The sequence below is a fragment of the Vibrio sp. Vb1554 genome, assembly GCF_033344235.1.
Genome location: NZ_JAWPOJ010000024.1, coordinates 1 through 24916, shown reverse-complemented (window position 1 = coordinate 24916; position 24916 = coordinate 1). Strand labels below are relative to the sequence as shown.

Here is a 24916-nt window from a genome sequence, read left to right as displayed (position 1 = left end):
CTACTCCTACGCCGCACTGAGCGAGTAAAGGTTATGTTCTGGTTTGCCAGCAAACATAATTGCGCCTTCAATCGCGTCAAACTGTGGCTCAACAATCCATTGCTGAACTGGTGGTGAAAGCCAACGTACAATGCGTTCAGCTATGCTGCCCATTAAACAAATACGTGTTGCGCCGCGCTTGTTTAATGTCACGAGAAACATTTCTATATCCGCTGCGGTTTGCTTCAGCATTTCAATGGCCAGTGCATCGCCTTGTTCCGCATGTTGGAAAATAGCCGGAGAAAACTGCCCATAATCACGAGGAAGCGCCTGTTTTGACCACGTCACCACGTTGTCGACCTCATTTTCGAAATGCGTCATAACGTGTTGTGCTAGGGGCGTTTTTTCTCTGATGCCATCTTCAGCTAACAAAACTTGCTGAACTAGGCGTAGCCCCATCGCTGCGCCGCCACCTTGATCCGAAATAGGGAACTCACGACCACCGACAACATGTTGCTCCAATCCGTTAAGGTAGATGCCACAAGAACCGGTTCCCGCAATCATGATTGCGCCATCTTCGCCATTGTGCGCACCAACGCACGCACCGTAAGCATCGGTATTCAGAGTCATACTGGCAAATGGATGAGGAAGAGACATGAAGGCTTGCCAAGATGCTTTGTGCTCTGCGCCAGCAAGGGCTAAGCCGACGTGCATCGACGCGAAATCTTGTTGTGTCAGACCGCCTTGCTCGGTAGCCGAAGTGATGGATTCAAGAATCGAAGCCATTGCTATTTCAGCACCTAGCATGATGTTGGCACTGCCGCTTTTGGCCTCGCCAAGAAAATTACCTTGTGAATCTTTAATCCTGGCTCGACATGACGTGCCGCCACCATCGATACCGACAAAATACATTCCCATGATTATTCTTCCTTCATATTTTTAGAGGTCGCCAACTGAGAAACATGCTGAGCTTGACTCATTATCGCGAGTAAGTACCAAGCGCCATGCGGGATCCATTGTTCGCCCCAGCGCCAGTTTTGTAACACGTCTTCTTTTTGTGCTGGTGGGTTAAATGCAATGTCTTCCTCGTCTTCAAAGCCGCCAGTGATTCCGTTACACACGCCACCTTTTGCGTTGAAGAAACCATATTGAGGGAGGTAATCAGGGTTGTTACGACCATGGCCATCTAGCATGCACATGTCGTATGGGTTTAAGCCTACAATCCAGTTCAATGCATCTTGAGCAAACACAGAAAGTTGTTGCTGTACGTCTTGCGACGCTATATGCGGTTGAGCAAGGTACGCCATGGTCGCGAGTGAGCCCAGTCGAGCATTCTCGCCTTGCCACCAATAGCCGGATTCATTGTTGTGTGCGACAAAAAATGCCTCGCGTTTTGACTCATTTACGCCTTTAACATATTGGCGAGGGTAACCGAATGGGTTGATCACTTTATTCGATATTGTGGTCTCAAACTCACACGCTAGGTTGACGATACGTTTTACCGATTCCGCTCGTGCTGAGTCGTCTTCAATTAATAGATATTCGCATAGGGCAATAACTGGTAGACCAGCTTCGGCTGCGTGAAAATATGGACGGCTGCCGTTTTGGTTTGCTGACCAAAAGTGTTGAATCTGCTCGTCGCTCATTTGGCGTGCAACTAAACGTTGCGCCCACAAACGGCTCTCTTCCAAGTAGCGAGTTTCTTTGGTTGCTTTAAACAGTTCTACACAAGCCAGTAGCGCACAGTATTCGTCGATAATGTTTTCTTCCCCATCATTGAGGTACTGCGTATTGTGCTCTTTTAAGTGCCAGTAACCATTTTCGGCAGCGTTGCGGTATTTTTGTTGATCGTATTCACCGTGAACACTTAAACGCGACGCTGCCGCTAGCGCTGCAATGGCGACACCGCCACCTTGTCGAAAGCCTGCTTGATAGTCGTCAAATTTGTGACCAAGTTGAGTTTCGTACGCGCAAATCTCGCGTTGCGCAGTATCTTTGCTCCACTTGTCAAAGACCGTCATGTAGAAAAAGCCTTTTTCGTTTTGCATACGCACAAGAAAGTCTGCACCGAACAGGGCTTCTTCAATCAGACGTGTACGTGTGAAAGCTGTAATGTCTTCGCTTCCTTCAAGCAACGAAACCCCTTTTAGGATGTTCCAAACCACCATTGGGGTTTGTTGAGGATTCAAATAATTCGCGTATGAAAGGTGACTTAAATACTTGCTAACGTCTCCTGATGCGTCGTACCAGCCGCCGTGTACATCAACCTTTTTATTGGAGTTTAGTACTGGAAGTTGTCGATCTTGTTGATCGAAGATTCCGCCGCAACGTTGCGATTTGAAATAGTGGATCACATCTGACAAAGTTTGATCCAACAGAATGTGTTCGCCAACGATGAAAGAGGAAGAGCGCGTATCTTCTACTTGCAAGAAATAGTCACCTGACGTTGTGAAAGAGGAAAAGTCGATGAGGTAGAAATAGCCCTGATGCCAGTTCGCCACTTTACCTTGTTCTTCAACCGCAAAAGTTGCCACGGTTTGCTCGCTAGTGGCACAAATCAATTGAGCAGTGTAAGAAGACAAGTGTGGTTGTTCGGTCTGGATAATGGCTTTCTTTGGGCCCAGACGTTCATAACCAATGTGGTTAGTCAGTAGCAGCATTCAATGTCTCCGGGAAACGATAAAAACAGGAATGGGTCAGGCTGAACCTGACCCTCGTTATGATTAATCTTCAAATAAGTAACAGCGGACAAAGTGGTTGTCGGACAGTTGAGTGACGCCCGGTAGTCGTTCGCGACATTTGTCGGTAGCGTGTACACAACGTCCAGCAAATGGACAGCCGACAGATTCTGGTGTCCAAAGTGGGATTTCCCCTTTGTTGCCTTTCAGTTTCTCGTGAATAGACTTCGATGGATCTGGAACCGCAGATACCAACAGTTGCGTATATGGGTGTTGAGGATCGTGAATGATTTCTTCAGTATCGCCCCATTCAACCATGTGACCTACGTACATGACCGCGAGATCTTCAGCAATGTAACGCGCTGTTGCGATGTCGTGAGTGATGTAAAGCAGAGACATTTGTTTCTCGAACTTCATCTCTTCCATCAAGTTCAGAACACCGGCACGGATTGATACATCGAGCATCGATGTTGGCTCATCCGCCAATACCACTTCAGCACCAACTGCGATGTTACGAGCTAGGTTTACACGTTGACGCTGACCGCCAGATAGCTGGTGCGGGAACTTTTGCGCCGTTTCTTTTGGTGGAATAAGACCAACTTGTTCAAGTAGGTCGTACACACGCTCTTCCAGTTCTTTCTTGTTGCCCGGTGCTACTTTCTTATGAATCAGCAGCGGGCGCGCAATATGGTGGAAGATATTGTGCGTTGGGTTTAGCGAGCCAAACGGGTCTTGCCACACCATTTGTACACCTTCACGGTAGGTCATTAAATCGTGACGAGAGGTGATGTCTTGGATATCACGACCTTTGTATTCAATGATGCCATCGGTTGGTGCGTACATTTTTGCAATCATTTTTGCAGTAGTAGACTTACCTGAACCAGATTCACCTACCACTGACAAGCCGCGGCTCTTGTACATTTTGAAAGAGACGTCGTTGATTGCGCGCATCTTAGATTGTTTGATTGAGTTACTGTTTAAAGGGAAGTCCTTAACGACATTTTTACCCTCAATCAGCAGTTCGCCGAATTGTTTGCTCATAATTCTCTCCAGTGTAATTTTTGTTCTTAGCTAGCGTTTTTTTGTTGTTAAACCTTAGCTTGAGCAATGGTGTCGCCGTACAAATGGCAATTTGAGAGGCGACCTGGTTCAATTTGACGTAATTGGGTTGGTACACGTGTACATGCTTCATGTACGCGATCGCAACGAGCTTGGAAGCGGCAGCCCCGTGGTACTTCTAGCAAGTTCAACGGGTTACCTGGAATACCAGTCAATTTGGTCTTTGGTCCAGTTAGTGGAGGGAAAGAGCTACCCAAACCTTTGGTGTAAGGGTGGTAAGGACTTTCCAGAATTTGCTTAGAAGGCGCGACTTCAATCAACTCACCTGAGTACATGATGCCGATACGATCCGAGAACTCGACCATCAATGACAAGTCATGTGTGATGAACAGAATTGAGAAACCAAACTCTTCTTTAAGCGCGTAAATTTTTTGTAGAATTTCACGTTGAACCACTACATCCAATGCGGTAGTCGGTTCGTCCATGATGATCATTTTTGGGTTCAGAGCCAAAGCGATTGCGATTACTAGACGTTGACGCATACCACCAGAGAACTGGTGCGGGTAATCACTCAATCGGCTAGGGTGGATATCAACGATTTCCAGCAGACCTTCAGCGCGTGTTTTTGCTTGAGCGCGAGTCATATTGGTATGACGCATGATGACGTCACAGAACTGCTCTTCCATGGTTAGAACAGGGTTCAAAGCGTTCATCGCACTCTGGAATACCATCGACATTTCACTCCAGCGGAACGCTTGCATGCGATCATCGCTGTACTGAAGGATATCTTCACCGTTGAAGATCACCTCACCACCTGTGATAAACGCTGGCGGCTTATGAAGGCGCATTAGTGAGAAGGCAACAGTGGATTTGCCACAGCCAGATTCACCAGCCAGACCGAATACTTCACCTGGTGCAATGTCGAAGCTCACGTTGTTACAGGCGCGGACATCGCCCGCGTCTGTGATGTAGTCTACGCATAGGTTACGGATGGAAATTAGTGGTGCAGTCATGATTATTTATCTCCGCTCCATAGTGCATTTTGTGGTGCCAGTTCAGGCTCACGTTCTTTCTTGTCTTTTGCTGCTAGTTTTTTCCAGCGTTTCATGCCTTTGTGAGAACGAAGTTGAGGGTTCGCAATTTCGTCAACGGCAAAGTTCAACAGAGCAAGACCAGTAACCAGTAGTGTTAGGGCAATACAAGGTGCTAGTACTTCCCACCATGCGCCAATCAGCATGGCTGATGAGGTTTGCACGTTGTAAAGCATGATGCCCCAACTGATCGTGTTGGCATCACCCAAACCTAGGAACGAAATGACCGCTTCAGTGTTGATCGCCAGCATTACTGAGCCAATGAAGCTCGCACCGACAATTGGGATAAGGTTTGGTAAAATCTCAACGAAGATGATGCGGAATGAAGACTCTCCCAATACTTCGGCAGCTTTAACGAACTCTTTCTCGCGTAGTGCCATAGTTTGAGAGCGGACAACACGTGCACCCCATGCCCAAGAAGTACCAGCGATAATCAAGGCAATGGTGAGTGGGCCTGCTTCACCGATAAAGGCCGCCAACACGAATAGCAATGGATACTGCGGAATTACTAACATGATGTTCATCGCGGCACTCAATACGTCATCCACTTTGCCGCCGAAGTAACCTGCCGATATACCAATGACTGTTGCTAAGAAGCACACTATGATGCCAGCGCCAAAGCCTACACCCAGTGATACTCGTGCACCGTAAGCCACTTGCGACCAGATATCGCGACCCATTCGGCTAGTACCTAATACGTGGTCGGCCTTTTTAGACATAATCAGCGTACGACGATCGTCTGCTAGGTTTTTAGCGACCCAACCATCAGGATTGTTTTGTGCCTGTTTTACAACAAAGCTTGGGTATTCGTGTGGGTTACCGGTTCGCTTGTCTGGCGCATGCTTTGTAAGTAAAGGAGCGGCGATCGCAACGAATACGAATACGGTAACAATACCAAGACCGATTCGAGCGAATGCGTTACCTAAAATAAGTTTGAATAGTTCTTTCATGATTATTTGCCTCCCGTACGTAGGCGAGGGTCTAGAATCATGTACAGCATGTCAGCCATTAAGTTGAAGCACAGCATGAACATCGTCATGATAATTAACTGACCTTGAAGTACTTGGTAGTCACGAGCGTGAATTGCGTTAAGTAGCACGGTGCCTAAACCTGGGTAGTTGAAAATCATCTCGATGATCAATTGACCACCAATGGCCATACCCAAAGACATAGACAGTGCGGTAACACTTGGAAGTAGTGCGTTACGTGCGGCGTAATTAAAGACGACGCGGTTTTCACTCAGCCCTTTACCTTTAGCCATCGTGATATAGTCTTCGGCGAGAAGGTTGATCATGTTGTTACGCATGTTAACTAGGAAGCCACCAATTTGAACGATGGTTGCACAGAATAGAGGTAGTACAGCGTGGTAACCCACGTTCTTGATGAACTCCCAGCTTGTCCAATCAGGAATAGTACCTGGCGTGTAAGCATAGCCAGATGGGAACCATTTCAGGCCAATCGCAAAGGTAAACAGCGCTAACATTGCGATAACCATTTGTGGAATCGCTTGAATGATCAATGTGCCAGGCGTTACGAATGCATCGTACTTACTACCGCGCTTCCAGGCGGCAAAAATACCAAGGACAGAAGCGATGGAGAAAGAAAGTACAACCGCAGTACCAGCTAGAAATAGTGACCAGCCAAATGCACTACCTAGTAAAGAATTAACTGAAAGTGGGTAGAACTGGATTGAGGTGCCCAATTCCCAACTTAGAATGTTTTTAATGTACGAGAAGTACTGAATGTAAATTGGCCCATCAACGAAACCGAGCAGTTCTTTCATTGCTGCGATTCGTTCTGGAGTCACCTGTACTGAAGCATTAGCAAACATCATGGTAACTGGGTCACCAGGCATTGCTCGCGGAATAATAAAGTTTAACGTCGCTGCAACTAAGAGCGCGACAAGATAGAACGACAAACGTCTTAAAAAATAACCCATAACTCACACCTTACTCACCCAGATTTTTTCCCTGTTTCTGGTTTCAGGTCGCTCCTAGCGAAATTTAGAGCGAAAAATCCCCTGACGACGAGCGCCACATATTGGTTTCGTTAACAAGGGATTTTTATAGGCGGCACACGGGATGTATGCCGCTTGAAATGAACTTCTACTTATTTAACTGGTTTTAGGTCCAGTACGTGAAGTAGACGCTCTGGGATACCTGCCCAAATGTTTGGACGGCCCTTAGGGTTTTCTTCGTTCCACCAACCAGTGAAGCGAGTTGTGTTGTATTGGTACATGTACGCGCCAGATAGCACAGGAATAGTTACTTGGTCCTGAGCAATGATCTTCTGAATGCCATGAGCGATCTCTAGCTGTTCTTGCTTATCTGCTGTCTTGTAGAAGCTGTTAAGAAGACCGTCTAGCTTATCGTTCTTGTAGAAGTGCATTGCAAAGCGAGGCATGCCGTCACCAGCTTGTAGCTTCGAGTTGTAGCCACTATCCCAGTACAAGTGTGGATCTGCACCGTGGAAGTAGTTGGTGTAAGCAACGTCGTAAGTACCTTCTAGCATTGCTTGGTTGTATACCGAGAAGTCTGGTGTACGAGCACGAGCTTTAATGCCCACTTCTGCTAGTTGCTCAACGGCTAGTTGTACTGTGTTGTTGAAGTCAGTCCAACCGTTTGGTGATTGAATTAGGAGCTCGAAAGACTTGCCAGATGGTGTATCCACAAAGCCATCTTTGTTTACATCTTTGAAGCCAGCTTTAGCTAGAAGCTTTTTCGCACCTTCCGCGTTGTATGTGTTGTAGCCCTTGTACTTGTTGTGCGTCTCTTCATCAGACCAAGCTTCGAATGCGTAGCCAAGGCCAGATGCGAAGTCGTTCACTGTACCGCCGCCGTAGAAAGCGATATCAATGATAGTTTGACGGTCTAGCGCCATAGAGAACGCACGACGGAAGTCAACGTTAGTTAGTGCTTCGTTTTTCGCAGCGTCTGGGTTTTTGAAGTTCACTACAAATGCTTGAGTACCCGCTGGTGGGTACCAGTAGTGGTGATTCGGACTTGCTGCAGCGTACGTACGGTCGATGTCTGGTACGAATGAAGACGTCCAGTCCATTTCGCCGTTAACGATTTTGCCCAAGAATTGGTCGTTGTTCGCGATTTGCGGCACACGCAGACAGTCTACATCTAGGTTGTCTGCATCCCAATAATTCGGGTTCTCACACTGGATATATAGCTGCGGTGTGAAAGTGTCGATTTCGGTAAATGGACCACTGCCTACTGGATTTTCGTTTGTGAATGTTGCTGGATCTTTTACTTTGCTCCATACGTGCTTCGGTACGACGGGTACTTTCGCAATTTCGTAAGGAACGTTTGAGTTTGCTTCGCTTAGACGGAATTTAACTTGGTAGTCGTTAACTTTTTCTACGCCAGTCACCCAAGAGTTGATACCAGACTGGTCTAGCTCTGGCTTCTCTTTCACTAGGTTGAAAGAATAAACAACGTCATCAGCGGTAAACGCTTTGCCATCAGACCATTTTACGCCCTTACGGATATCGAAGGTTACGCTCATCAGGTCATCAGCCATGGTAAAGTTTTCTGCTAGACGAAATACAGGCGTGTTACCGTGCATTTCGTTAAAAACAACGAGCGGCTCGTAAATAAAGTCGGTTGTTGTGTGCAGGTTAGTTGCACCCAAGAAAGGGTTAAAGTTACGAACGAAAGTTGTAAACTCTTTAGGGTGGATAGTCAGTTCACTGCGTTCAGCCGCAGTAGCTACCGATGCAAAACCTGTAGTAGCCGTTGCAATAATTGCTGTTGCTAGTGCTGTTTTTTTAATATTGGCAAGCATAGCTGTTCCTTACTATTTGCTTTCATTTCACTAAATGGAATTGAATGTCATCAATTGATAAACACTCTCTAAGACCTACCTCTTGTACATGCCTTACTCATTACAACATTGAGTTTCGCCAAGAGTGGCCTGTAGGCCTTAGGCAGGAGTAAGAAAACACCTTATCCATAAAATAATCAAACTTGATTCCCGTTAAAAACGTTAAAATCTCTGAGCTCTCCGTTATAAACGTTATTTTGGCTAATTTTAACCAGTAGAGGGACAAAAAATAAACGTTGATATGCGTCGCAGTTTATATCCTTGTTAATAATGAGTGTTGGTGATTACTAACCTGGTGATCCATTTAAAATATACGTTTCTTGCTTGGTTTCTAGGTTCGGAGATCTCGCTCACATGCAGAAATGGTGTTAATTAATCAGCTAAAAATTAATCTGCCGTTCTGTTGTGATTAAGTTCGCAATCTCTATCAATAGTTCGTCAAAATCCGCTTGTTATCTGAAAAATGGCCTTTTTTATCGACAGTTTTCTTCCGTTTGTCGTCCTTTTTTTATTGTATGAATGAAGTTTTTTGGTTGCTCGAACTTACCTAATTAAGGCCAGTTAAATGGATAAGATCGTACGTTTTGAAGACCAACAATAGATAGCGATGTCTAACCGAATGTTCGTTATTGGAAATATGTTAATGGGGTAGGAAGAGGCGGTCTCTTTTATCTCTAGGAAGGGAATACTCGAATAACAAAAAAGCCCAGCATGCACGCTGGGCTAGTTTTTTTGATAAATATTAGCTGGTCAATAGTCGCTGTAGTTTATCTCGTTGTGCTTCTATGTATGCTCTCTCGGGGCTCTGTTCTTTGCAGTGTTCGAGAATGAACTCTATCGAGCTTAGCACCGTTCTCCAACGTGGTGTTTTGGGTAATGTTTCTATGCGCATGTATTTATCTAAAGTGCGTGTTTGCAAAGTACTACGGTCTAGATAAACGCGCCACAAGCCACTTTGCTCTGCAAATGCGAACTTACTTTCACCCGTTACAGATTCCCAATACTCTAAAGCATGTGTCATTGCGTCTACTAGAACTTCTCGCATAAGTTCTTGCTTGTCTTTTTTATTACCGAGCGCTTTGTCTGCAAGGCGCGTAAATTCTCCGCCAAGCTCTTTTAGCTTTTGCAATTGGTCTTTGTCACCATCAAATGCATAACTTGAAAGCACTTCTACGGCGGTTTCTAGATTATGTATGCGAGCGGCACTGGCTCCACCGCCGACATTAAAGATGTACATGATATCTAACCCTGAACCTTCAGGGAGCTTAAGAATGTCTGCTTCGATGTTCTGACGAATATCTTCAATATAGATATCAATCTTGCCACAGTAATGAGGTTGTTTGACGGTCAGATATTTAGGGGCAATCAGCTCATCAGCAGATGAGCGTTTTAGCTGTTCTAAGCTGCGCTTGAATAGCTTACAAGCAGCTTCGTTAGCAAAGCGAATACGCTTGTCTTCACGTAGACAGATGATAGCTTCAGGAGCCGATTCTAGCTGTTCCAACAAACGACCTTGAGTCTCAAGTAAGCTTGCTTCAACGACTGCACGCTGTCTAAGTTCAGACTCTAGCACTTTGTTTTCCATATGGCGCATTTCTGCTTTACTTGCCGTTAAATGCGCTTGGATACGTGCCGCCAACTCTTGTTTATTAAATGGTTTCGATAAATAGTCGTTGGCTCCTGCCTCAAAACCTCTTACACGATCTTCTGTTTGACTGAGTGCGGTGAGCATAATGATTGGCAACTCGGCATGATCATAGGTTTCACGTAGTTCACTACAAACTTGGTAGCCGCTCATGCCTGGCATCATGATATCCAATAACAGAAGTTCCGGCTTCTCTTGCTCGACGAGCGCTAATGTTTCTGGCCCATCGGAGACGGTACGCACACGATAGCCCTCTAAACGTAAAAAGCTTTCAAGCACGCGTAAGTTTACTGGTTCATCGTCAGCAACATACAGTAACGGGCCGTCTGGGTTCTCTGGAAGTGATAAGTCTTCACTGTTCTCTACATTAACTTCAGGGATTTGGAAGTGTCCGTGCGCAGCTAGAGTCTGGGTTGCTTGGATTTCTTCTTCACTGGCGAGCGGTAAAGTGAAACTGAAGGTAGTTCCGACCATTGGTTGGCTACTGACGTATAACGAGCCTCCCATTAATTCGATCAATTGACGGCTAATGGAGAGCCCAAGCCCTGCACCTTGACGATAACGGCTCGCGTCTTGCCCTGCTTGGATGAGTGGTTCAAAAATATGTTCAAGTTGTTCTGCGGGAATTCCTTGTCCAGTATCCACGACTTGTACGCGTACATGATCATCTACCACATTAGCGGAGATAACAATTTTACCTTCTGAGGTGTATTTAATCGCATTGCCAATCAGGTTATATAGCACTTGTTCAAGGCGTTGCGGGTCAGCTGACACTGCTTTTAAATCCGCAGGGACTTGGTTGATGATGCGGATGGTTTTACTTCCAAGTAAATGGCTAGAAAGCTCTAAAACCAATCGTGTTGCACTGCCCAAACTCACTGCTGATTTCTGGATATCCATGCTTCCATAACGCATTTTATGATAATCCAACAAGTCATCGACTAGATTAGCGAGACGCTGACCACTTTTAATGATGATATCAAGCTGATATTTCTGGCTAGCGGGGATCGCGCCATTGGCGCCGGACGCTAAGGTTTCAGCAATCCCGACCATGCCGTGTAACGGTGTACGAAGTTCATGAGAAGTCGTGGCTAAGAATTCATCTTTTAATTTATCGGCCAATTGCAGTTCTTCATTCTGTTTTTGAATGATCTGTATGTTGCTTTCTAGTTCTTCATTTTGCTTCTTAATGGTTTGAATCTTCTCTCGAATAGAGCGTTGCATTCGTTCAAAGCTTAACGCAAGCCGACCAATTTCATCTTTACGAACCGTATTAAAAGACGTGTCATCAAGATCCCCTGCAGAGACCTTTTCGGCAACCCAAGTCAATTTCAGCAACGGAGAAGTGATAAAGTTTGATAAATAGTGAGAAGCGATCACCACAAGGATAATGGCGATCAACATAGCGATAACGAATAGTTTTTCGAGTTGATGTATACGAGCGAAAGCTTCGTTTTCTGGTAACTGTACGACGAGCGCCCAAATCACACCACGAGTTTCAATCGGTGCATAAGCCGCGATGATCTCTTCACCTAAACCGTTTGTGTAAGTGCCGACACCAAATGCACCAGAGAGTGCTTTATCGATCACTTCTAAACTGTTCTTAATGTCGTCTTGTTTCGTGTTAATTGTGCGAGGTTGGTGATCATTTCCAACCAGCAAGGTGTTAATTGATGACTCTCGGTTGGCGTCTGCGGCTAACTTAGTGATGCCATTATTTGGCAAGCGGAACATGGCATAGCTGTGTAGATAACCTTGCTGAACAATTGGTGCACCTAGCCAAGCGACTGATTTCCCCCCTTCCAGCTCGAAGTCAGACACAATCACAGGAGTGTAGTCTTCGTTTACTTTTCGACGTTCAGTCACATCATCGGCGAGACGCTTGAAAGTTTTGCCAAGTGCCGAGTCTTTGTAGGGGCCTGATAACAAGTTCGTTCCGTAGTTATCGTCTTTGTTGATCGAGTAGGTGACGTTACCATTGATGTCTACCAGCAAAATGTCATTAAAATCAGAGCGCTTGAGGAGCTCTAAGTAGGCCCAATGATAGCGTTTATGTAAAAGCCGGTAACGTTCACTTCCTACATAGTTGGATGACTCGGGTAACGTTGAGGTTTTGATTTGGTCTCCGCTGCCCTCGATGTAGCGCTGTTGGGCGTTTTTACGAGACTCTTCAATATCATTGCCTAAACGACTAAAAGCATTGACGAGACCGTAGAATCGGCCACCACTGGCGTAAGCCAACTCTGAGCGCACAAAGCCCATGACTTCGGTTTCTCGTGCCTCAAAGTAGTCGATGATTTGCTGCTGTTTTGTATCTCGAACAGACAGTAAGTGTGAGGTGCTTTGTTCTTGCAGATCTTTACTGTGGGACTGCAAGAAAAAGATCGCAGTAATGGTAAGAGGTGTGATACTGAGCACCAGAAATGCGGTCATCAGTGTACTCTGAAGGCGCTTAAATTTCTGTTTTTTGTAGAATTTAAACATGGATAAGATTACAACTCATAATGGGCAGTTCTAAAACATACTTCGCTGCCGAGGTTCTCGTTAAAAACGGATAAGATGTTCAACTAGATAGAATTAACAAAATTAACGAGTTTTTTTTCTTTGACAAGAAAGTTAGTTGTAAAGCGTGCAGGGTGACGCAGTTTTTCTTATGAGTGTTGAATTTATGAGAAAAAATTGCGCAGGTTTGTGCCTGCGCGGGGGGAAGTTATGATTTTTTCGCGTAGTAGATAGAAAATTTATTGGTCTTATTTAGCGTCTCGCAATTATTAAACGCCCGCTCGATAATTGGTGGGTATTTTAAGAAGCTATTCGCGACAATCACCATTTCGCCGTCTTTGGTTAGATATTGTGGTGCCTGACCCAACAAGGTTTCCGCTGCGTTGTAATTTGTGTCTAAACCACTGTGGAATGGCGGGTTGCTGATAATAAAGCGGTAGTCTTTTGCGGTATCCGAGTATATATCTGATGCAAATACGCGTCCGGATAAACCATTCGCTTCTAATGTGGCTTGGCTAGAAGTGATCGCATAAGCATTAATGTCACACATCTCAATCGCGATCTCTGGATTCGCTTTCGCCATAAACGCACCGAGCACACCTGCACCACAACCAAAGTCGAGCACTTTGCCCGACAGCTTAGGTAAGGTTTCAAGCAGCAATCGGCTACCTAAGTCGAACTCGCCATGGCTGAATACGCCAGGTAGGCTCTTAACCGCTAGCGACTGCTCACCGAGTGTAACAGTGTAAGACTTAAACCAATCTGCTTGGTTGAAAGGTTTTGGTTCATTGAGGCAATTACCCCAGTAAAATGAGCAGCGACGAGCAGAGTCGTACTTGTTCACAGGGCCGTATTCTTGGAACATCTTCTCGATGCTCTTGATGCCGGAGCGGTTTTCACCAACGATGACGATTTCGGTGTTAATGCCCAGTTTCGCCATCAACATCGCCAGCAAGTATTCTGCTTCAGCTTTTGCCTTTGGCCAGTATAAAAGGACCATGTCTGCTTTTGTTTCAACATCAAACACAGAGCCAAAATGACTTTTCACTTTGTCAGAGGTTTGAATTTGGCGGTAGTAGCTATAGTTGGAAGTAAACACTTCAACAGACTCACAATGAGCTACTAACTCAAGAGGAAATAGGTCTTCAACTTCACCCGCGACTAAAACGTGTTTTCCGTTGAAGTATTCAAGTTGGCGCTGAGCTATTTGGCTAGGAGCGATATAAGCAGACATAAATTTGGTTCATCAGAAATAATTTGGGGCAGATTTTCGCACAATCTGCCCCAAGCTTGAAGTGATTAAGCGGTGACTAGCTGTTGTCTTGTTGGTTAAGGAAGTCTTTGAATTCTTCCTCGTAGATATTAAACAGTACCATGGTCACGGCAAAAATAAGTGGGCCGTAGATAAGACCAATCAAACCAAACAGATGCAGACCACCCAGTAATGAGAAGAAAATCATAAGGGTATTCATGCCGGCGCTGCCTTGCATTAGCAACGGGCGCAATAGGTTATCTATAGAGCCAACGACAACTACACTCCACACCGTCAAAAAGATAGCCCAAGTCATATCGCCTGTTAAGAACAAGTACGCTGCTGCAGGAATCCAGATTAGCGCGGTTCCTACCACTGGAATGAATGATGCAAAGCCCATCATCGTTCCCCAAAATAGCCCAGGGAAGCCGGCGAGCCACATACCGATGCCGCCAGCCAAACCTTGAGCAATCGCCGTCATGAATGAGCCCATTACGGCTGATTTAGAAACTTGCTCTATCTCTGTCAATATTCGGTCTTCTTGGCTACGTGAAAGTGGCAGAATATGACGAATCGCAGAGATAATTTTGTCGTGGTCACGAAGCAGAAAAAACAACACAAACAGCATTAGGAAGAAGTTCATTAGGAAGTTGGTTGCGTCTCCTAAAATCTTTGCGCTAATAGCAACTAAGTTAGAGCCAAACGATGTGGCAAATTGCCCAATTTTCTCAGCGATGGCTTTGGGCTCGATTTTATCAAAAGGTAAGTACTCATTAACAATCGCTAAGCCTTTGATAACGAAAGGATGTTGGAATATATCTTGGATACCACCATTGGTAACCCAATTATATGTATTTTGTGAGAAAACAGAGCCTTGCTGAACAATGGCGGCAAACACAAATAAAAGCGGGATAACAATAATAAACGTCAAAACGACACATGACAGCAGTGCCGCCATATTGGGGTGCTTGGGAATTTTCTGCTCAAACCATTCGTGTATCGGAAACATGAGCAAAGAAATGATAAAAGCCATCACAATTGAGTTGATATATGGCTCAACCAATAAGTAGCAAGCAAAAGCAGCGGCGAGTAAAGCAACCATTAGTACTCGGTGACTCGACGTTATTTTTACATTATTTGGCATGGTATTAGTCCAACTTACAGGTGACGTTTACGGTTTATGCCTTCAATGATGGCGTGTAACCTTTATTACTTTGCACTCTTAACTCTTTCAAGCTTATGACAATGCCGAATTAGAGCAGGGCGATGTACCTTGCTATAATGACTACAAATCAGTCGGTTATCAATCAAGAGATGAGCTATGGGTTGTTGCAACGGTGATAAAAAGTGTCAAACCGAGAAAAAAGCTAAGCGAATACCGTGGTTTGGCATTGTCGTTGGGGTATTAGCGATATTGGTTATTTTGAATTGGCAATAAAAAAGGACCGTTACGGTCCTTTTCTAAATGCGTTATCGCCGTTTTTAGCGATTACTTCGCTTCTTCTGCAAGAACAGCAAAACAGCGGTCAGCAGCTTCTAGTGTGGCATCAATCTCTTTTGAACCATGAGCGAGTGAAGTAAAGCTCGCTTCAAACGCAGATGGCGCAAGGTAGACACCGTGTTTTAGCATTAAGTGGAAGAAACGCTTGAAGCGTTCTACATCGCACTTCGTTACGTCTTCGTAGCAAGTTACTTTTTCTTGGTCAGTGAAGAAGAAGCCGAACATACCGCCCACTTGGTTAACAACTAGCGGAATACCGTGTTTTTCTGCTAGAGACTTAAAACCTTCAGCAAGTTGTTTCGTTTTAGAAGCTAGGCGCTTTTCGTTGCCCTCTTCTTTTAGAAGGTTCAAACATGCGTAGCCTGCTGCCATTGCGACAGGGTTACCGGAAAGGGTACCAGCTTGGTAAACTGGGCCTGTAGGTGCAACGTATTGCATCACTTCTTTACGGCCACCGAAAGCACCTACTGGCATACCGCCACCAATCACTTTACCCAGTGTCGTTAGGTCGGGTTTGATGTTGTAGTGTGCTTGCGCGCCGCCTAGAGCAACACGGAAGCCTGTCATTACTTCATCAAAAATTAGTAGCGCGCCTTCTTGATCACAGATGTCACGTAGCCCTTCGTGGAAGCCTTCCACTGGTGGAATACAGTTCATGTTGCCTGCTACTGGCTCAACGATGATACAAGCAATTTCGCCTTTGTTAGCAGCAAATAGCTCGCGTACAGAATCTAGGTCGTTGAATGTTGCTGTTAGCGTGTGCTTAGCAAAATCTGCAGGAACGCCAGGAGAGCTTGGTTGGCCTAGAGTTAGTGCACCAGAACCTGCTTTTACTAGCAAGCTGTCAGCATGGCCGTGGTAACAACCTTCAAATTTCATGATCTTGTCGCGACCGGTGAAGCCACGTGCAAGGCGAATCGCGCTCATCGTAGCTTCAGTACCAGAACTTACCATGCGGATTTGCTCCATTGATGGAACAAGCTCAGAAACTAATTCTGCCATCGCGATTTCAAGTTCTGTTGGCGCACCGAAGCTAAGACCGCGTTGCGCTGCATCAATTACTGCTTCGCGGATAACTGCGTGGTTGTGGCCAAGAATCATTGGACCCCAAGAGCCAACGTAATCAATATACGCTTTACCATCGGCATCAAAAATCAGTGGACCGTCTGCTCGTTCGATAAATAGCGGAGAGCCGCCAACGCCGTTGAATGCACGAACTGGTGAATTGACACCGCCAGGGATGGTTTGCTGAGCTTTTTGATACAGCTCTGATGATTTGGTCATGGGGTTATCCTCTTTTGATTGCTCGGACCAAGTGGAGCGCATTGTACCTAGCTATAATCAAGTTAGAAACGTTTTGCTTAATTTATGTGTTGTTTCGCAGTGTAATCTTATATATCCGCATCTGTTATAAAGAATCGGCGGCGAATACTTGAACGAGTTTGTCAGGTATTGGATAATCGTCTCAATTAGCACAAATTTGACGTCTTGCTTCAGGCTTGACGCATTACACGAGTGAGAGAGGTCTTCGTGAGCGAAGTAAACGTACCATTATCTTTTTCTGACGCAGCAGCATCTCGCGTTAAAGCATTGATTGCTGAAGAAGAAAACCCAGCATTGAAACTGCGCGTATACATTACTGGCGGCGGCTGCAGCGGCTTCCAATACGGCTTTACTTTTGATGAAAATGTAAACGAAGGCGATACGACAATCGTAAACAGTGGTGTAACACTGGTTGTAGACCCTATGAGTCTGCAATATCTCGTTGGCGGTATTGTTGACTACACAGAAGGGTTGGAAGGAGCGCGCTTCTTCGTAAATAATCCAAATGCAACGACAACATGTGGTTGTGGTGCATCGTTCAGTGTGTAATTAACACCTAACAGGCAGCTAATGGCTGCCTGTGCTTTATGTAGAAGGATGTCACGTAAAGCGCACACTCGCAGATATGCAGAGAAATAATAAAAAGGACTTTATATGTCTGGACTTTCTTTTGGACGCCGAATTGTCGAGCGCCCTTGGCTAGTATCTCTTATCCTCGTCTTACTTCTTGTTGCATGGCTAACCATCGGCCAACTCAAAGCACAAGATGATCATCCTAACTCTTCAACATCCACGAACACAACACCACTTGCAAAGGTGATGTTTGATACTTTTCTTGCCGAACCTACCAGTAAAACCATTGAATTGTATGGACGAACAGCGCCCAATCGTCAAGCGCGTCTTGGCGCCGAAGTTGCCGGTAAAATAGTCAGTCTTAACATAAAGAAAGGCCAAGCGGTCAAACAGGGACAAGTGATCGCAAACATCGATAAGCGCGACCTTGGCATTCAACTTAAACGGGCCCAGGCGATGCTGTTGGTTAAAGAGAAAGAGTTTAATGCAGCTAAATCGCTAAAAAGTCGTGGACTGCAAGGTGAGGTTGCATTTGCGACAGCGCAAGCAGCGTTGGTAGATGCACGTGCGAATTTGAGTAACGTGCAAACGGCTTTAAGAAATACTGAGGTTAAAGCGCCATTTGATGGCATCGTAGATCACCACTTTGTTGAGTTAGGTGATTTTGTCGGGATTGGCGATCCTATTGCGACGGTCATTGATTTGGATACTTTAGTGATTGAAGCCGATGTCAGTGAACGGCATATACAATACCTTAAGGAAGGCCTAGAAGCCGACGTAAGAACCATTAACCAACAGCATCATCAAGGTCGTGTGCGCTACATTGGACGTGTTTCTTCTGCTTCTACTAATACATTTCCAATTGAAATCGAAATTGATAATCAAGACGCAAGAATTCCTGCCGGTATGAGCGCAGAAGTACAGCTGCCTTTGAGTGAAGTGTTGGCAGTAAAGATTACGGCTGCCATGTTAGCACTAGATGAAGAAGGTAACTTAGGTGTCAAGACACTGCGTAATGAGTATGTTGAGTTTGTTCCAATTCAACTCGTTAAGGCCGAGGATGATGGTGTGTGGCTCTCTGGGTTAGGAGAGCGTGCAGACATTATCGTACTGGGACAAGGTTTTGTGCGAGATGGTGATCAAGTACTGGCCAATAAAGTTGATGACGTAGTTGTTGAAGCGGCTAGTGAGCAGTAAGGAGCACTTATGTACACTCTGATTGATGCTGCGTTATCCCGCGCTCGCACCATGCTGACATTACTGGTGATGATCTTAATTGCCGGTGTCATTACTTACGTCACTATCCCCAAGGAATCGAGCCCAGATATTACCATTCCTATTATCTACGTTTCTGTTGGGCATCAAGGCATTTCTCCCGTCGATGCCGAACGTTTATTAGTTCGGCCAATAGAGCAAGAGTTGCGCTCTATTGAAGGCGTAAAAGAGATGACCTCTGTGGCATCAGAAGGTCATGCTTCGGTGACGCTGGAATTTAGTGTTGGAGTGGATCTTGATAAAGCGATGGCAGATGTGCGTGATGCGGTTGATCTTGCAAAGCCAAAATTACCAGAGGACAGTGATGAGCCAACGGTAAATGAAGTCACGTTTGCATCTGAAGAGCCTGTTTTGACTGTTGTTCTATATGGCACCGTACCAGAGCGGACCATTGTACAGATTGCCAGAACGCTACGTGATCGTTTGGAGAGTTTCCGTCAGGTTCTTGAAGTTGAAATCGCAGGGGATCGCGAAGACATCGTGGAGATAGTTGTCGATCCGCTATTGATGGAAAGCTACGGTCTCGATCAAGCGGACATCTATAATTTAATTGCCTTGAATAACCGAGTTGTGGCTGCGGGGTTTGTCGATACTGGGTATGGACGCTTTTCGGTAAAAGTCCCATCGGTTTTTGATTCACTGAAAGATGTGCTTGAACTACCGATCAAGGTGAATGGCAAAGAGGTGATCACTTTTGGCGATGTGGCGACAGTACGACGTGCATTTCGCGATCCTGAAAGTTTTGCTCGTTTAGATGGCGAATCTGCCATCGTTTTGGACGTAAAAAAACGGGCAGGGGAAAACATCATTGAAACGGTTGAGCTGGTAAAAGAAGTACTGGCTCTGGGACAGAAGCGCGCCGAGTGGCCCGACAATTTGCAAGTTAAATATACTTGGGATCAATCCGACGATGTCAAATTGATGCTCAGTGATCTACAAAACAATATCTTATCCGCAATTATCCTCGTAGTTATCGTCATTATTGCCATATTGGGGGTTAGGACCGCGCTTCTCGTGGGGATTTCTATTCCAGGATCGTTCTTGACTGGGTTGTTGGTGTTATCGGTATTTGGGCTGACGGTCAATATCGTCGTACTGTTTGCTTTAATTATGGCGGTAGGCATGTTGGTGGATGGTGCCATTGTGGTGACAGAGTTTGCAGATCGGCGCATGCAAGAAGGAACGCCACGTAAAGAAGCCTATCGAGATGCAGCAAAGCGAATGGCCTGGCCTATTACCGCATCCACAGCAACCACATTGGCTGCGTTTGCTCCGTTACTTTTCTGGCCAGACATCACTGGTGAGTTCATGAAGTACTTACCACTTACTTTAATTGCTACCTTGGCCGCTTCGCTGATGATGGCTTTATTGTTCGTTCCTGTCATCGGTGGGATCATTGGCAAGCCTCAAGTAGTCAATCAGAAAGCTCAGCGAGAAATGGTGGAGCTGCATAACGGCAACTTTGAAAAAGCGACTGGCATTACCAAGCTTTATTACCAGACTCTGTCGGTAGCGATTCGTCATCCATGGAAAGTCTTACTCAGCGCGATACTGCTAGCGGCAGGTGTCGGCTTCACTTACAACAAAGCTGGCTTGGGTGCAGAGTTTTTCCCTGAGGTGGACCCTGCCTTTTTTACCGTTAAAGTTCGTTCTTATGGTGACCTGTCTATTCACGAAAAAGATGTTGTTATGCGCGAAATCGAGAAGGTGATGCTCGGTCATGACGAGTTTGAAAGTGTCTACACGCGCACAGGATCGAGCGATAATGGGGACGAGATTGGCCAGATTCAAATAACGCCTGTGGATTGGCAGTATCGACGCAAAGTGAAAACCATTATTGAGGAACTAAAAGAGACGACAGACCGCTTTTATGGTGTTGAACTTGAGTATAAATTCCCGGACGCAGGGCCGCCTGTCGAGCATGATCTCGTGATTGAAGTGTCATCACGAAATTTGAGTGTTAGTGCGTTAGATGAAGCAGCCAAAAAAGTACGACATTGGGCTGATGGTAATCCTGCACTGACCAACTTGAGTGATACCACTAATAAGGAAGGGATTGATTGGCAAATTGATATCCAGCGAGATGACGCCTCTCGCTTTGCAGCGGATGCTACTTTAGTCGGGAATACCGTCCAGTTTGTTACGAACGGCTTGAAAATAGGCGATTATTTGCCCGATGATGCGGATGAAGAAGTCGATATTTTGGTGCGCTATCCGCAAGATAAGCGCGACATAGGTCGATTTGATCAGCTGAGAGTGAAAACGGCAGCTGGTCTAGTACCGATTACGAATTTTGCTCAAATCAAACCAGATCATAAGCAAGACACTATTCGTCGGGTCGACGGTCATCGAGTTATCAATATTAAAGCGGATATGGTGGAAGGTTACAATTTGGCGCTTGAGTTACCTAAGATTGCCGCTGGAATGGAACAGCTCGACTTACCAGAAGGCATTGAATATAAGATTCGGGGTCAAAATGAAGAGCAGGAAAACTCATCAGCATTCTTGCAAAATGCTTTTATTGTCGCGCTTGGTGTGATGGCTTTGATTTTAATTACGCAGTTTAATAGCTTTTATCAAGCTTTCTTAATCCTTAGTGCAGTGCTGTTTTCTACCGTTGGTGTCTTCGCTGGGTTACTTATTTTCCAAAAGCCATTTGGCATCATTATGTCGGGAATTGGAGTGATTGCGTTGGCTGGTATCGTGGTAAACAACAATATTGTTTTAATCGATACTTATAATCAGATGCGTAAACGTGGCTTAGAAAAATCTGAGGCTATTTTGCGTACGGGTGTGCAGCGTTTAAGACCCGTTTTACTTACGACGGTGACCACCATATTAGGCTTATTGCCAATGGTGTTAGAAATGAACATCGACTTAGTTAATCAGAAAGTGGAGTTTGGCGCACCAAGCACTCAATGGTGGTCTCAGCTTGCGACCGCTGTCGCGGGTGGTTTGGCGTTTGCGACTTTGCTAACGTTAGTTCTGACACCGTGTTTGCTTATGCTCGGGAGAGAGCATCACTCCGAACAGTAAGCTTTATCGTGATGATATCGACAAAACAAAAAGGGCAGCGAAGCTGCCCTTTTCAATACCTTGCCTTACTTCATTGCTAACAGTTTGCTGTAGCGTTCAAGCTTGTCCATGCTAACTTTCGCGTTTGCCATGAAAGTTTGTCTCGCTTTTCCTGTCAGGGATTTAGATTGTGGCAAATTCACCGTGCGCGGGTTTTTATGGACACCATTCACAAGGAACTCATAGTGCAGGTGAGGGCCAGTTACACGGCCAGTTCCGCCAAGCGTACCGATGGTTTGGCCTTGCTTAACGCGTTGACCAGCTCGTACAGTACGTTTGGTTAAGTGCAGGTACTTGGTAATGTAAGTATTACTATGTTTAATGAAAACGTAGTTACCATTAAATTTGTTGTAAGACGATTTTTGAACGACGCCATCACCAGCTGCCCAAATCGGGGTACCCACCGGTGCCGCATAGTCCGTGCCTCTATGAGGACGAACGCGTCCCGTCACTGGATGTAAGCGGCGTGGGTTGAAATTAGACGAAACTCGACGGAAATCCAACGGCGCGCGTAAGAATGCTTTTTTCATTGCACGCCCATTTTCGTCGTAATACTTGCCACTTTTCTGATCCAATATTGCGGTAAAGGTATCGCCTTGGTTTTTAAAGATCGCAGCAATGATTTTTCCACGGCCGATTACTTCACCTTCTACCACTTCCTCTTGGTAAAGTACTCGGAAGCTGTCGTTTTTACGAATATCTAAAGCAAAGTCGATGTCCCAACCAAATATGCCAGCCAGTTCCATGATTTGGTTACCATTTAATCCAGAAGATATTCCTGCATTCCAAAAGTTTGATTTGATGGTGGCTTCAGCGTAGTTGTACTGGAAGTCGACTTCTTTTTTATCAACTTCAGAAACGTACTTGCCGTCTTTTAATGTGATACGAAAAGTCTCGAACGCGCTTAGTGTTCTTCTTAGCTGCACCAAGTCGCTATTTTCGTCAAAACCAAATTGCAATCGGTCACCAGGTCGAAGCCGAGTTAACTGTTTTTCCACTTCTTTGTCTGATGACACCAGTTCATGTAATAGACGAGCAGAAAGCCCTACGCGACTAAATAAGATGGCAGCACTCTCGCCATTTTTTACCTTGTATGTCTCCCAGCGCAGCACGGCGGGAACCGCAGGCGATGAACTATTTAGTGCACTGAGTTCGAGGGAAACTGGCACAGGATAATGTTGACCAACTTTTAATCGGCTCTGCTGCGGGTCTAGGTCTTGCGGATCAGGTAAAAAGAAGAGCGCGAAGATAATCAGCGCACTAAAAAAACCGATCAATACTTTGTGCAAGAGTGGAAGTCGGACAAAAATCGAATGCATGAGGTACTTGATTGCTAAATTAAACGGAAAAAGTGACAACTACCTAGTCTAACGTGTTTCAAAATGCATCGCTATTCAAGTAATATGTTCAGCTATTATATTTTTGCCAAATCTGTGGGAGTGAACAAGAATGGCGAGCATTGAAGCTGCACTAGCCGAGATTAAGCGCGGTGTTGAAGAGCTGATTCCAGAAGAAGAGCTAATCGCAAAACTAAAAGAAGACCGTCCTCTACGTATTAAATTGGGCGCTGATCCAACAGCACCTGACATTCACCTAGGTCATACGGTTATTTTCAATAAGCTTCGCTTGTTCCAAGAACTAGGTCATGAAGTGACGTTCCTAATCGGTGACTTCACTGCAATGGTTGGTGACCCGACAGGTAAAAACACAACTCGTCCACCGCTAAGTCGCGAAGACGTATTGCGTAACGCTGAAACGTACAAAGAGCAAGTGTTCAAAATTCTCGATCCTGCAAAGACTAAAATTCAGTTTAACTCTGAGTGGCTGTCTGAATTGGGCGCAGAAGGTATGATTCGCCTTGCGGCAAACCAAACCGTTGCTCGTATGCTAGAGCGTGACGACTTTAAAAAGCGTTACGCGGGTGGTCAGCCAATTGCTATTCATGAGTTCATGTACCCACTTCTACAAGGTTGGGACTCAGTAGCAATGGAAACGGATGTTGAATTAGGTGGTACAGACCAGAAGTTCAACCTTCTAATGGGTCGTGAACTGCAAAAGTCTCACGGTCAAAAACCTCAGGTTGTACTGATGATGCCGCTTCTAGTGGGCCTTGATGGCGAGAAGAAGATGTCTAAGTCAGCAAACAACTACATCGGTATCAGCGAAGCGCCAAGCGAAATGTTTGGTAAAATCATGTCTATTTCTGATGACTTAATGTGGAGCTACTACGAGCTGCTCTCTTTCCGTCCTCTGGAAGAGATTGCTCAATTCAAAGCTGATGTAGAAGCGGGCAAAAACCCTCGTGACATCAAAGTATTGCTAGCAAAAGAAATTATTGCTCGTTTCCACAGTGAAGCCGATGCCGATGCAGCAGAGCAAGAATTCGTAAACCGTTTTGCGAAGAACCAAATTCCTGATGAAATGCCAGAGTTTGACTTTGACGCAGGTCGCCCAGTGAGTAATCTGTTGAAAGAAGCAGGTTTATGTCCATCATCGTCAGATGCGATGCGCATGGTTAAGCAGGGCGCTGTGAAGATTGATGGTGAAAAAATTGCGGACAGCAAATTTGCTCCAGAAGCGGGTACTTACGTGTTCCAAGTAGGCAAACGTAAATTTGCTCGTATTACTATTCAGTAATCCATAATGACTGCAAATGAAAGCGTCCGAAGGGCGCTTTTTTTGTATGAAAATTTAGCAAAAACGGCAAAGTAAAACTTCCATACCTGATGAACTTTGCTACTATACTTGCGCTGCCAATAATGGCAGCGCTATCGGAGATTTACATGAACAATACCGACCATCCTCCCAGTCGTTGGGTGAGTAAGATTAAGGGAGCGAAATAACCCGCTTCGGTATTGGCGATCTCCGCCTTACCTAAGTGGTGAGGCATCTTTTCTAATTTTTTTCTCGTTATTTCCTTCATACATTCTGAATAGACAGTGCATTCGCATTGGTTTTCTCTGTGCATCTTATTTGTTGTCTGACTTTTAGCGTGCAAGAGTGGCTTTTCATGCTTTGTCGATGGTCGTTACCAATGCCAATCGGGAGATTCGCCATGACGGTAATGAACAACACTTTTATTGAAACAACACCAAACTTTTCTGAAGTAGAAATTGGTGCAGCTCGCAATGC

16 protein-coding genes and 1 pseudogene are annotated in these 24916 nt (G+C 45.3%); 5 read left to right on the top strand and 12 right to left on the bottom strand.

Annotation, left to right across the window (positions count from 1 at the left end):
• Positions 1-6: 6 nt before the first annotated feature.
• The 11 genes from R8N28_RS17960 to hemL all read right to left on the bottom strand — a co-directional run bounded on the left by R8N28_RS17960 (position 7) and on the right by hemL (position 16822).
• The gene (locus R8N28_RS17960) at positions 7-897 is read right to left on the bottom strand and encodes an N-acetylglucosamine kinase (protein ID WP_065274824.1); all 891 of its coding nucleotides are present in this window, start codon (positions 895-897) and stop codon (positions 7-9) included.
• 2 nt (positions 898-899) lie between these two features.
• Positions 900-2639, bottom strand: a complete 1740-nt coding sequence (locus R8N28_RS17955; protein WP_065274823.1) for a glycoside hydrolase family 9 protein — start codon at positions 2637-2639, stop codon at positions 900-902.
• Between the two features lie 63 nt (positions 2640-2702).
• On the bottom strand, positions 2703-3698 hold the full coding sequence (locus R8N28_RS17950; RefSeq protein ID WP_005380041.1) for an ABC transporter ATP-binding protein: 996 nt from the start codon (positions 3696-3698) through the stop codon (positions 2703-2705).
• A 47-nt stretch (positions 3699-3745) separates the two neighbouring features.
• The gene (locus tag R8N28_RS17945; protein WP_005380040.1) at positions 3746-4729 is read right to left on the bottom strand and encodes an ABC transporter ATP-binding protein; all 984 of its coding nucleotides are present in this window, start codon (positions 4727-4729) and stop codon (positions 3746-3748) included.
• 2 nt (positions 4730-4731) lie between these two features.
• Positions 4732-5757, bottom strand: coding sequence for an ABC transporter permease (locus tag R8N28_RS17940; protein ID WP_054730004.1), 1026 nt, complete (start codon positions 5755-5757; stop codon positions 4732-4734).
• A gap of 2 nt (positions 5758-5759) precedes the next feature.
• Positions 5760-6746 carry an ABC transporter permease gene (locus R8N28_RS17935; protein ID WP_005380038.1) on the bottom strand — a complete coding sequence of 329 codons (987 nt, stop codon included), beginning with the start codon at positions 6744-6746 and terminating at the stop codon, positions 5760-5762.
• A 170-nt stretch (positions 6747-6916) separates the two neighbouring features.
• Positions 6917-8599 carry an ABC transporter substrate-binding protein gene (locus R8N28_RS17930; RefSeq protein ID WP_005380037.1) on the bottom strand — a complete coding sequence of 561 codons (1683 nt, stop codon included), beginning with the start codon at positions 8597-8599 and terminating at the stop codon, positions 6917-6919.
• 781 nt (positions 8600-9380) lie between these two features.
• Entirely contained in the window at positions 9381-12767 is a 3387-nt protein-coding gene (locus tag R8N28_RS17925) for a response regulator (protein ID WP_005380036.1), read from the bottom strand.
• Positions 12768-12993: 226 nt separating this feature from the next.
• The gene (gene rsmC / locus R8N28_RS17920) at positions 12994-14019 is read right to left on the bottom strand and encodes a 16S rRNA (guanine(1207)-N(2))-methyltransferase RsmC (protein ID WP_025768200.1); all 1026 of its coding nucleotides are present in this window, start codon (positions 14017-14019) and stop codon (positions 12994-12996) included.
• A 76-nt stretch (positions 14020-14095) separates the two neighbouring features.
• Complete coding sequence (locus R8N28_RS17915; RefSeq protein ID WP_005386541.1) at positions 14096-15181, bottom strand: AI-2E family transporter; 1086 nt, start codon at positions 15179-15181, stop codon at positions 14096-14098.
• A 345-nt stretch (positions 15182-15526) separates the two neighbouring features.
• Positions 15527-16822 carry a glutamate-1-semialdehyde 2,1-aminomutase gene (hemL, locus tag R8N28_RS17910; protein ID WP_017820414.1) on the bottom strand — a complete coding sequence of 432 codons (1296 nt, stop codon included), beginning with the start codon at positions 16820-16822 and terminating at the stop codon, positions 15527-15529.
• Between the two features lie 246 nt (positions 16823-17068).
• On the opposite strand from hemL, the gene erpA reads away from it, so the two are divergent.
• The 3 genes from erpA to vmeK all read left to right on the top strand — a co-directional run bounded on the left by erpA (position 17069) and on the right by vmeK (position 21745).
• Positions 17069-17410, top strand: a complete 342-nt coding sequence (gene erpA, locus R8N28_RS17905; RefSeq protein WP_005380031.1) for an iron-sulfur cluster insertion protein ErpA — start codon at positions 17069-17071, stop codon at positions 17408-17410.
• Between the two features lie 105 nt (positions 17411-17515).
• Positions 17516-18631 (top strand): efflux RND transporter periplasmic adaptor subunit, encoded by a 1116-nt coding sequence (locus R8N28_RS17900; protein ID WP_005386537.1) that lies wholly within the window; start codon positions 17516-17518, stop codon positions 18629-18631.
• Between the two features lie 9 nt (positions 18632-18640).
• Entirely contained in the window at positions 18641-21745 is a 3105-nt protein-coding gene (vmeK, locus tag R8N28_RS17895) for a multidrug efflux RND transporter permease subunit VmeK (RefSeq protein WP_017820415.1), read from the top strand.
• A 65-nt stretch (positions 21746-21810) separates the two neighbouring features.
• Here vmeK and R8N28_RS17890 read toward each other — a convergent pair whose 3' ends face one another.
• Positions 21811-23103 (bottom strand): peptidoglycan DD-metalloendopeptidase family protein, encoded by a 1293-nt coding sequence (locus R8N28_RS17890; protein ID WP_021707738.1) that lies wholly within the window; start codon positions 23101-23103, stop codon positions 21811-21813.
• Positions 23104-23233: 130 nt separating this feature from the next.
• Between R8N28_RS17890 and tyrS the strand changes: the two genes are divergently transcribed.
• The gene (gene tyrS / locus R8N28_RS17885) at positions 23234-24421 is read left to right on the top strand and encodes a tyrosine--tRNA ligase (RefSeq protein WP_017820416.1); all 1188 of its coding nucleotides are present in this window, start codon (positions 23234-23236) and stop codon (positions 24419-24421) included.
• Between the two features lie 397 nt (positions 24422-24818).
• Positions 24819-24916, top strand: a pseudogene (locus R8N28_RS17880) (magnesium transporter); the annotation flags it as partial.

What these genes read in the sequence shown, in the direction of transcription:
- R8N28_RS17960 (WP_065274824.1), bottom strand. Translation starts at nt 897, where the DNA reads ATGGGAATGTATTTTGTCGGTATCGATGGTGGCGGCACGTCATGTCGA.
- R8N28_RS17955 (WP_065274823.1), bottom strand. Translation starts at nt 2,639, where the DNA reads ATGCTGCTACTGACTAACCACATTGGTTATGAACGTCTGGGCCCAAAG.
- R8N28_RS17950 (WP_005380041.1), bottom strand. Translation starts at nt 3,698, where the DNA reads ATGAGCAAACAATTCGGCGAACTGCTGATTGAGGGTAAAAATGTCGTT.
- R8N28_RS17945 (WP_005380040.1), bottom strand. Translation starts at nt 4,729, where the DNA reads ATGACTGCACCACTAATTTCCATCCGTAACCTATGCGTAGACTACATC.
- R8N28_RS17940 (WP_054730004.1), bottom strand. Translation starts at nt 5,757, where the DNA reads ATGAAAGAACTATTCAAACTTATTTTAGGTAACGCATTCGCTCGAATC.
- R8N28_RS17935 (WP_005380038.1), bottom strand. Translation starts at nt 6,746, where the DNA reads ATGGGTTATTTTTTAAGACGTTTGTCGTTCTATCTTGTCGCGCTCTTA.
- R8N28_RS17930 (WP_005380037.1), bottom strand. Translation starts at nt 8,599, where the DNA reads ATGCTTGCCAATATTAAAAAAACAGCACTAGCAACAGCAATTATTGCA.
- R8N28_RS17925 (WP_005380036.1), bottom strand. Translation starts at nt 12,767, where the DNA reads ATGTTTAAATTCTACAAAAAACAGAAATTTAAGCGCCTTCAGAGTACA.
- rsmC (WP_025768200.1), bottom strand. Translation starts at nt 14,019, where the DNA reads ATGTCTGCTTATATCGCTCCTAGCCAAATAGCTCAGCGCCAACTTGAA.
- R8N28_RS17915 (WP_005386541.1), bottom strand. Translation starts at nt 15,181, where the DNA reads ATGCCAAATAATGTAAAAATAACGTCGAGTCACCGAGTACTAATGGTT.
- hemL (WP_017820414.1), bottom strand. Translation starts at nt 16,822, where the DNA reads ATGACCAAATCATCAGAGCTGTATCAAAAAGCTCAGCAAACCATCCCT.
- R8N28_RS17900 (WP_005386537.1), top strand. Translation starts at nt 17,516, where the DNA reads ATGTCTGGACTTTCTTTTGGACGCCGAATTGTCGAGCGCCCTTGGCTA.
- vmeK (WP_017820415.1), top strand. Translation starts at nt 18,641, where the DNA reads ATGTACACTCTGATTGATGCTGCGTTATCCCGCGCTCGCACCATGCTG.
- R8N28_RS17890 (WP_021707738.1), bottom strand. Translation starts at nt 23,103, where the DNA reads ATGCATTCGATTTTTGTCCGACTTCCACTCTTGCACAAAGTATTGATC.
- tyrS (WP_017820416.1), top strand. Translation starts at nt 23,234, where the DNA reads ATGGCGAGCATTGAAGCTGCACTAGCCGAGATTAAGCGCGGTGTTGAA.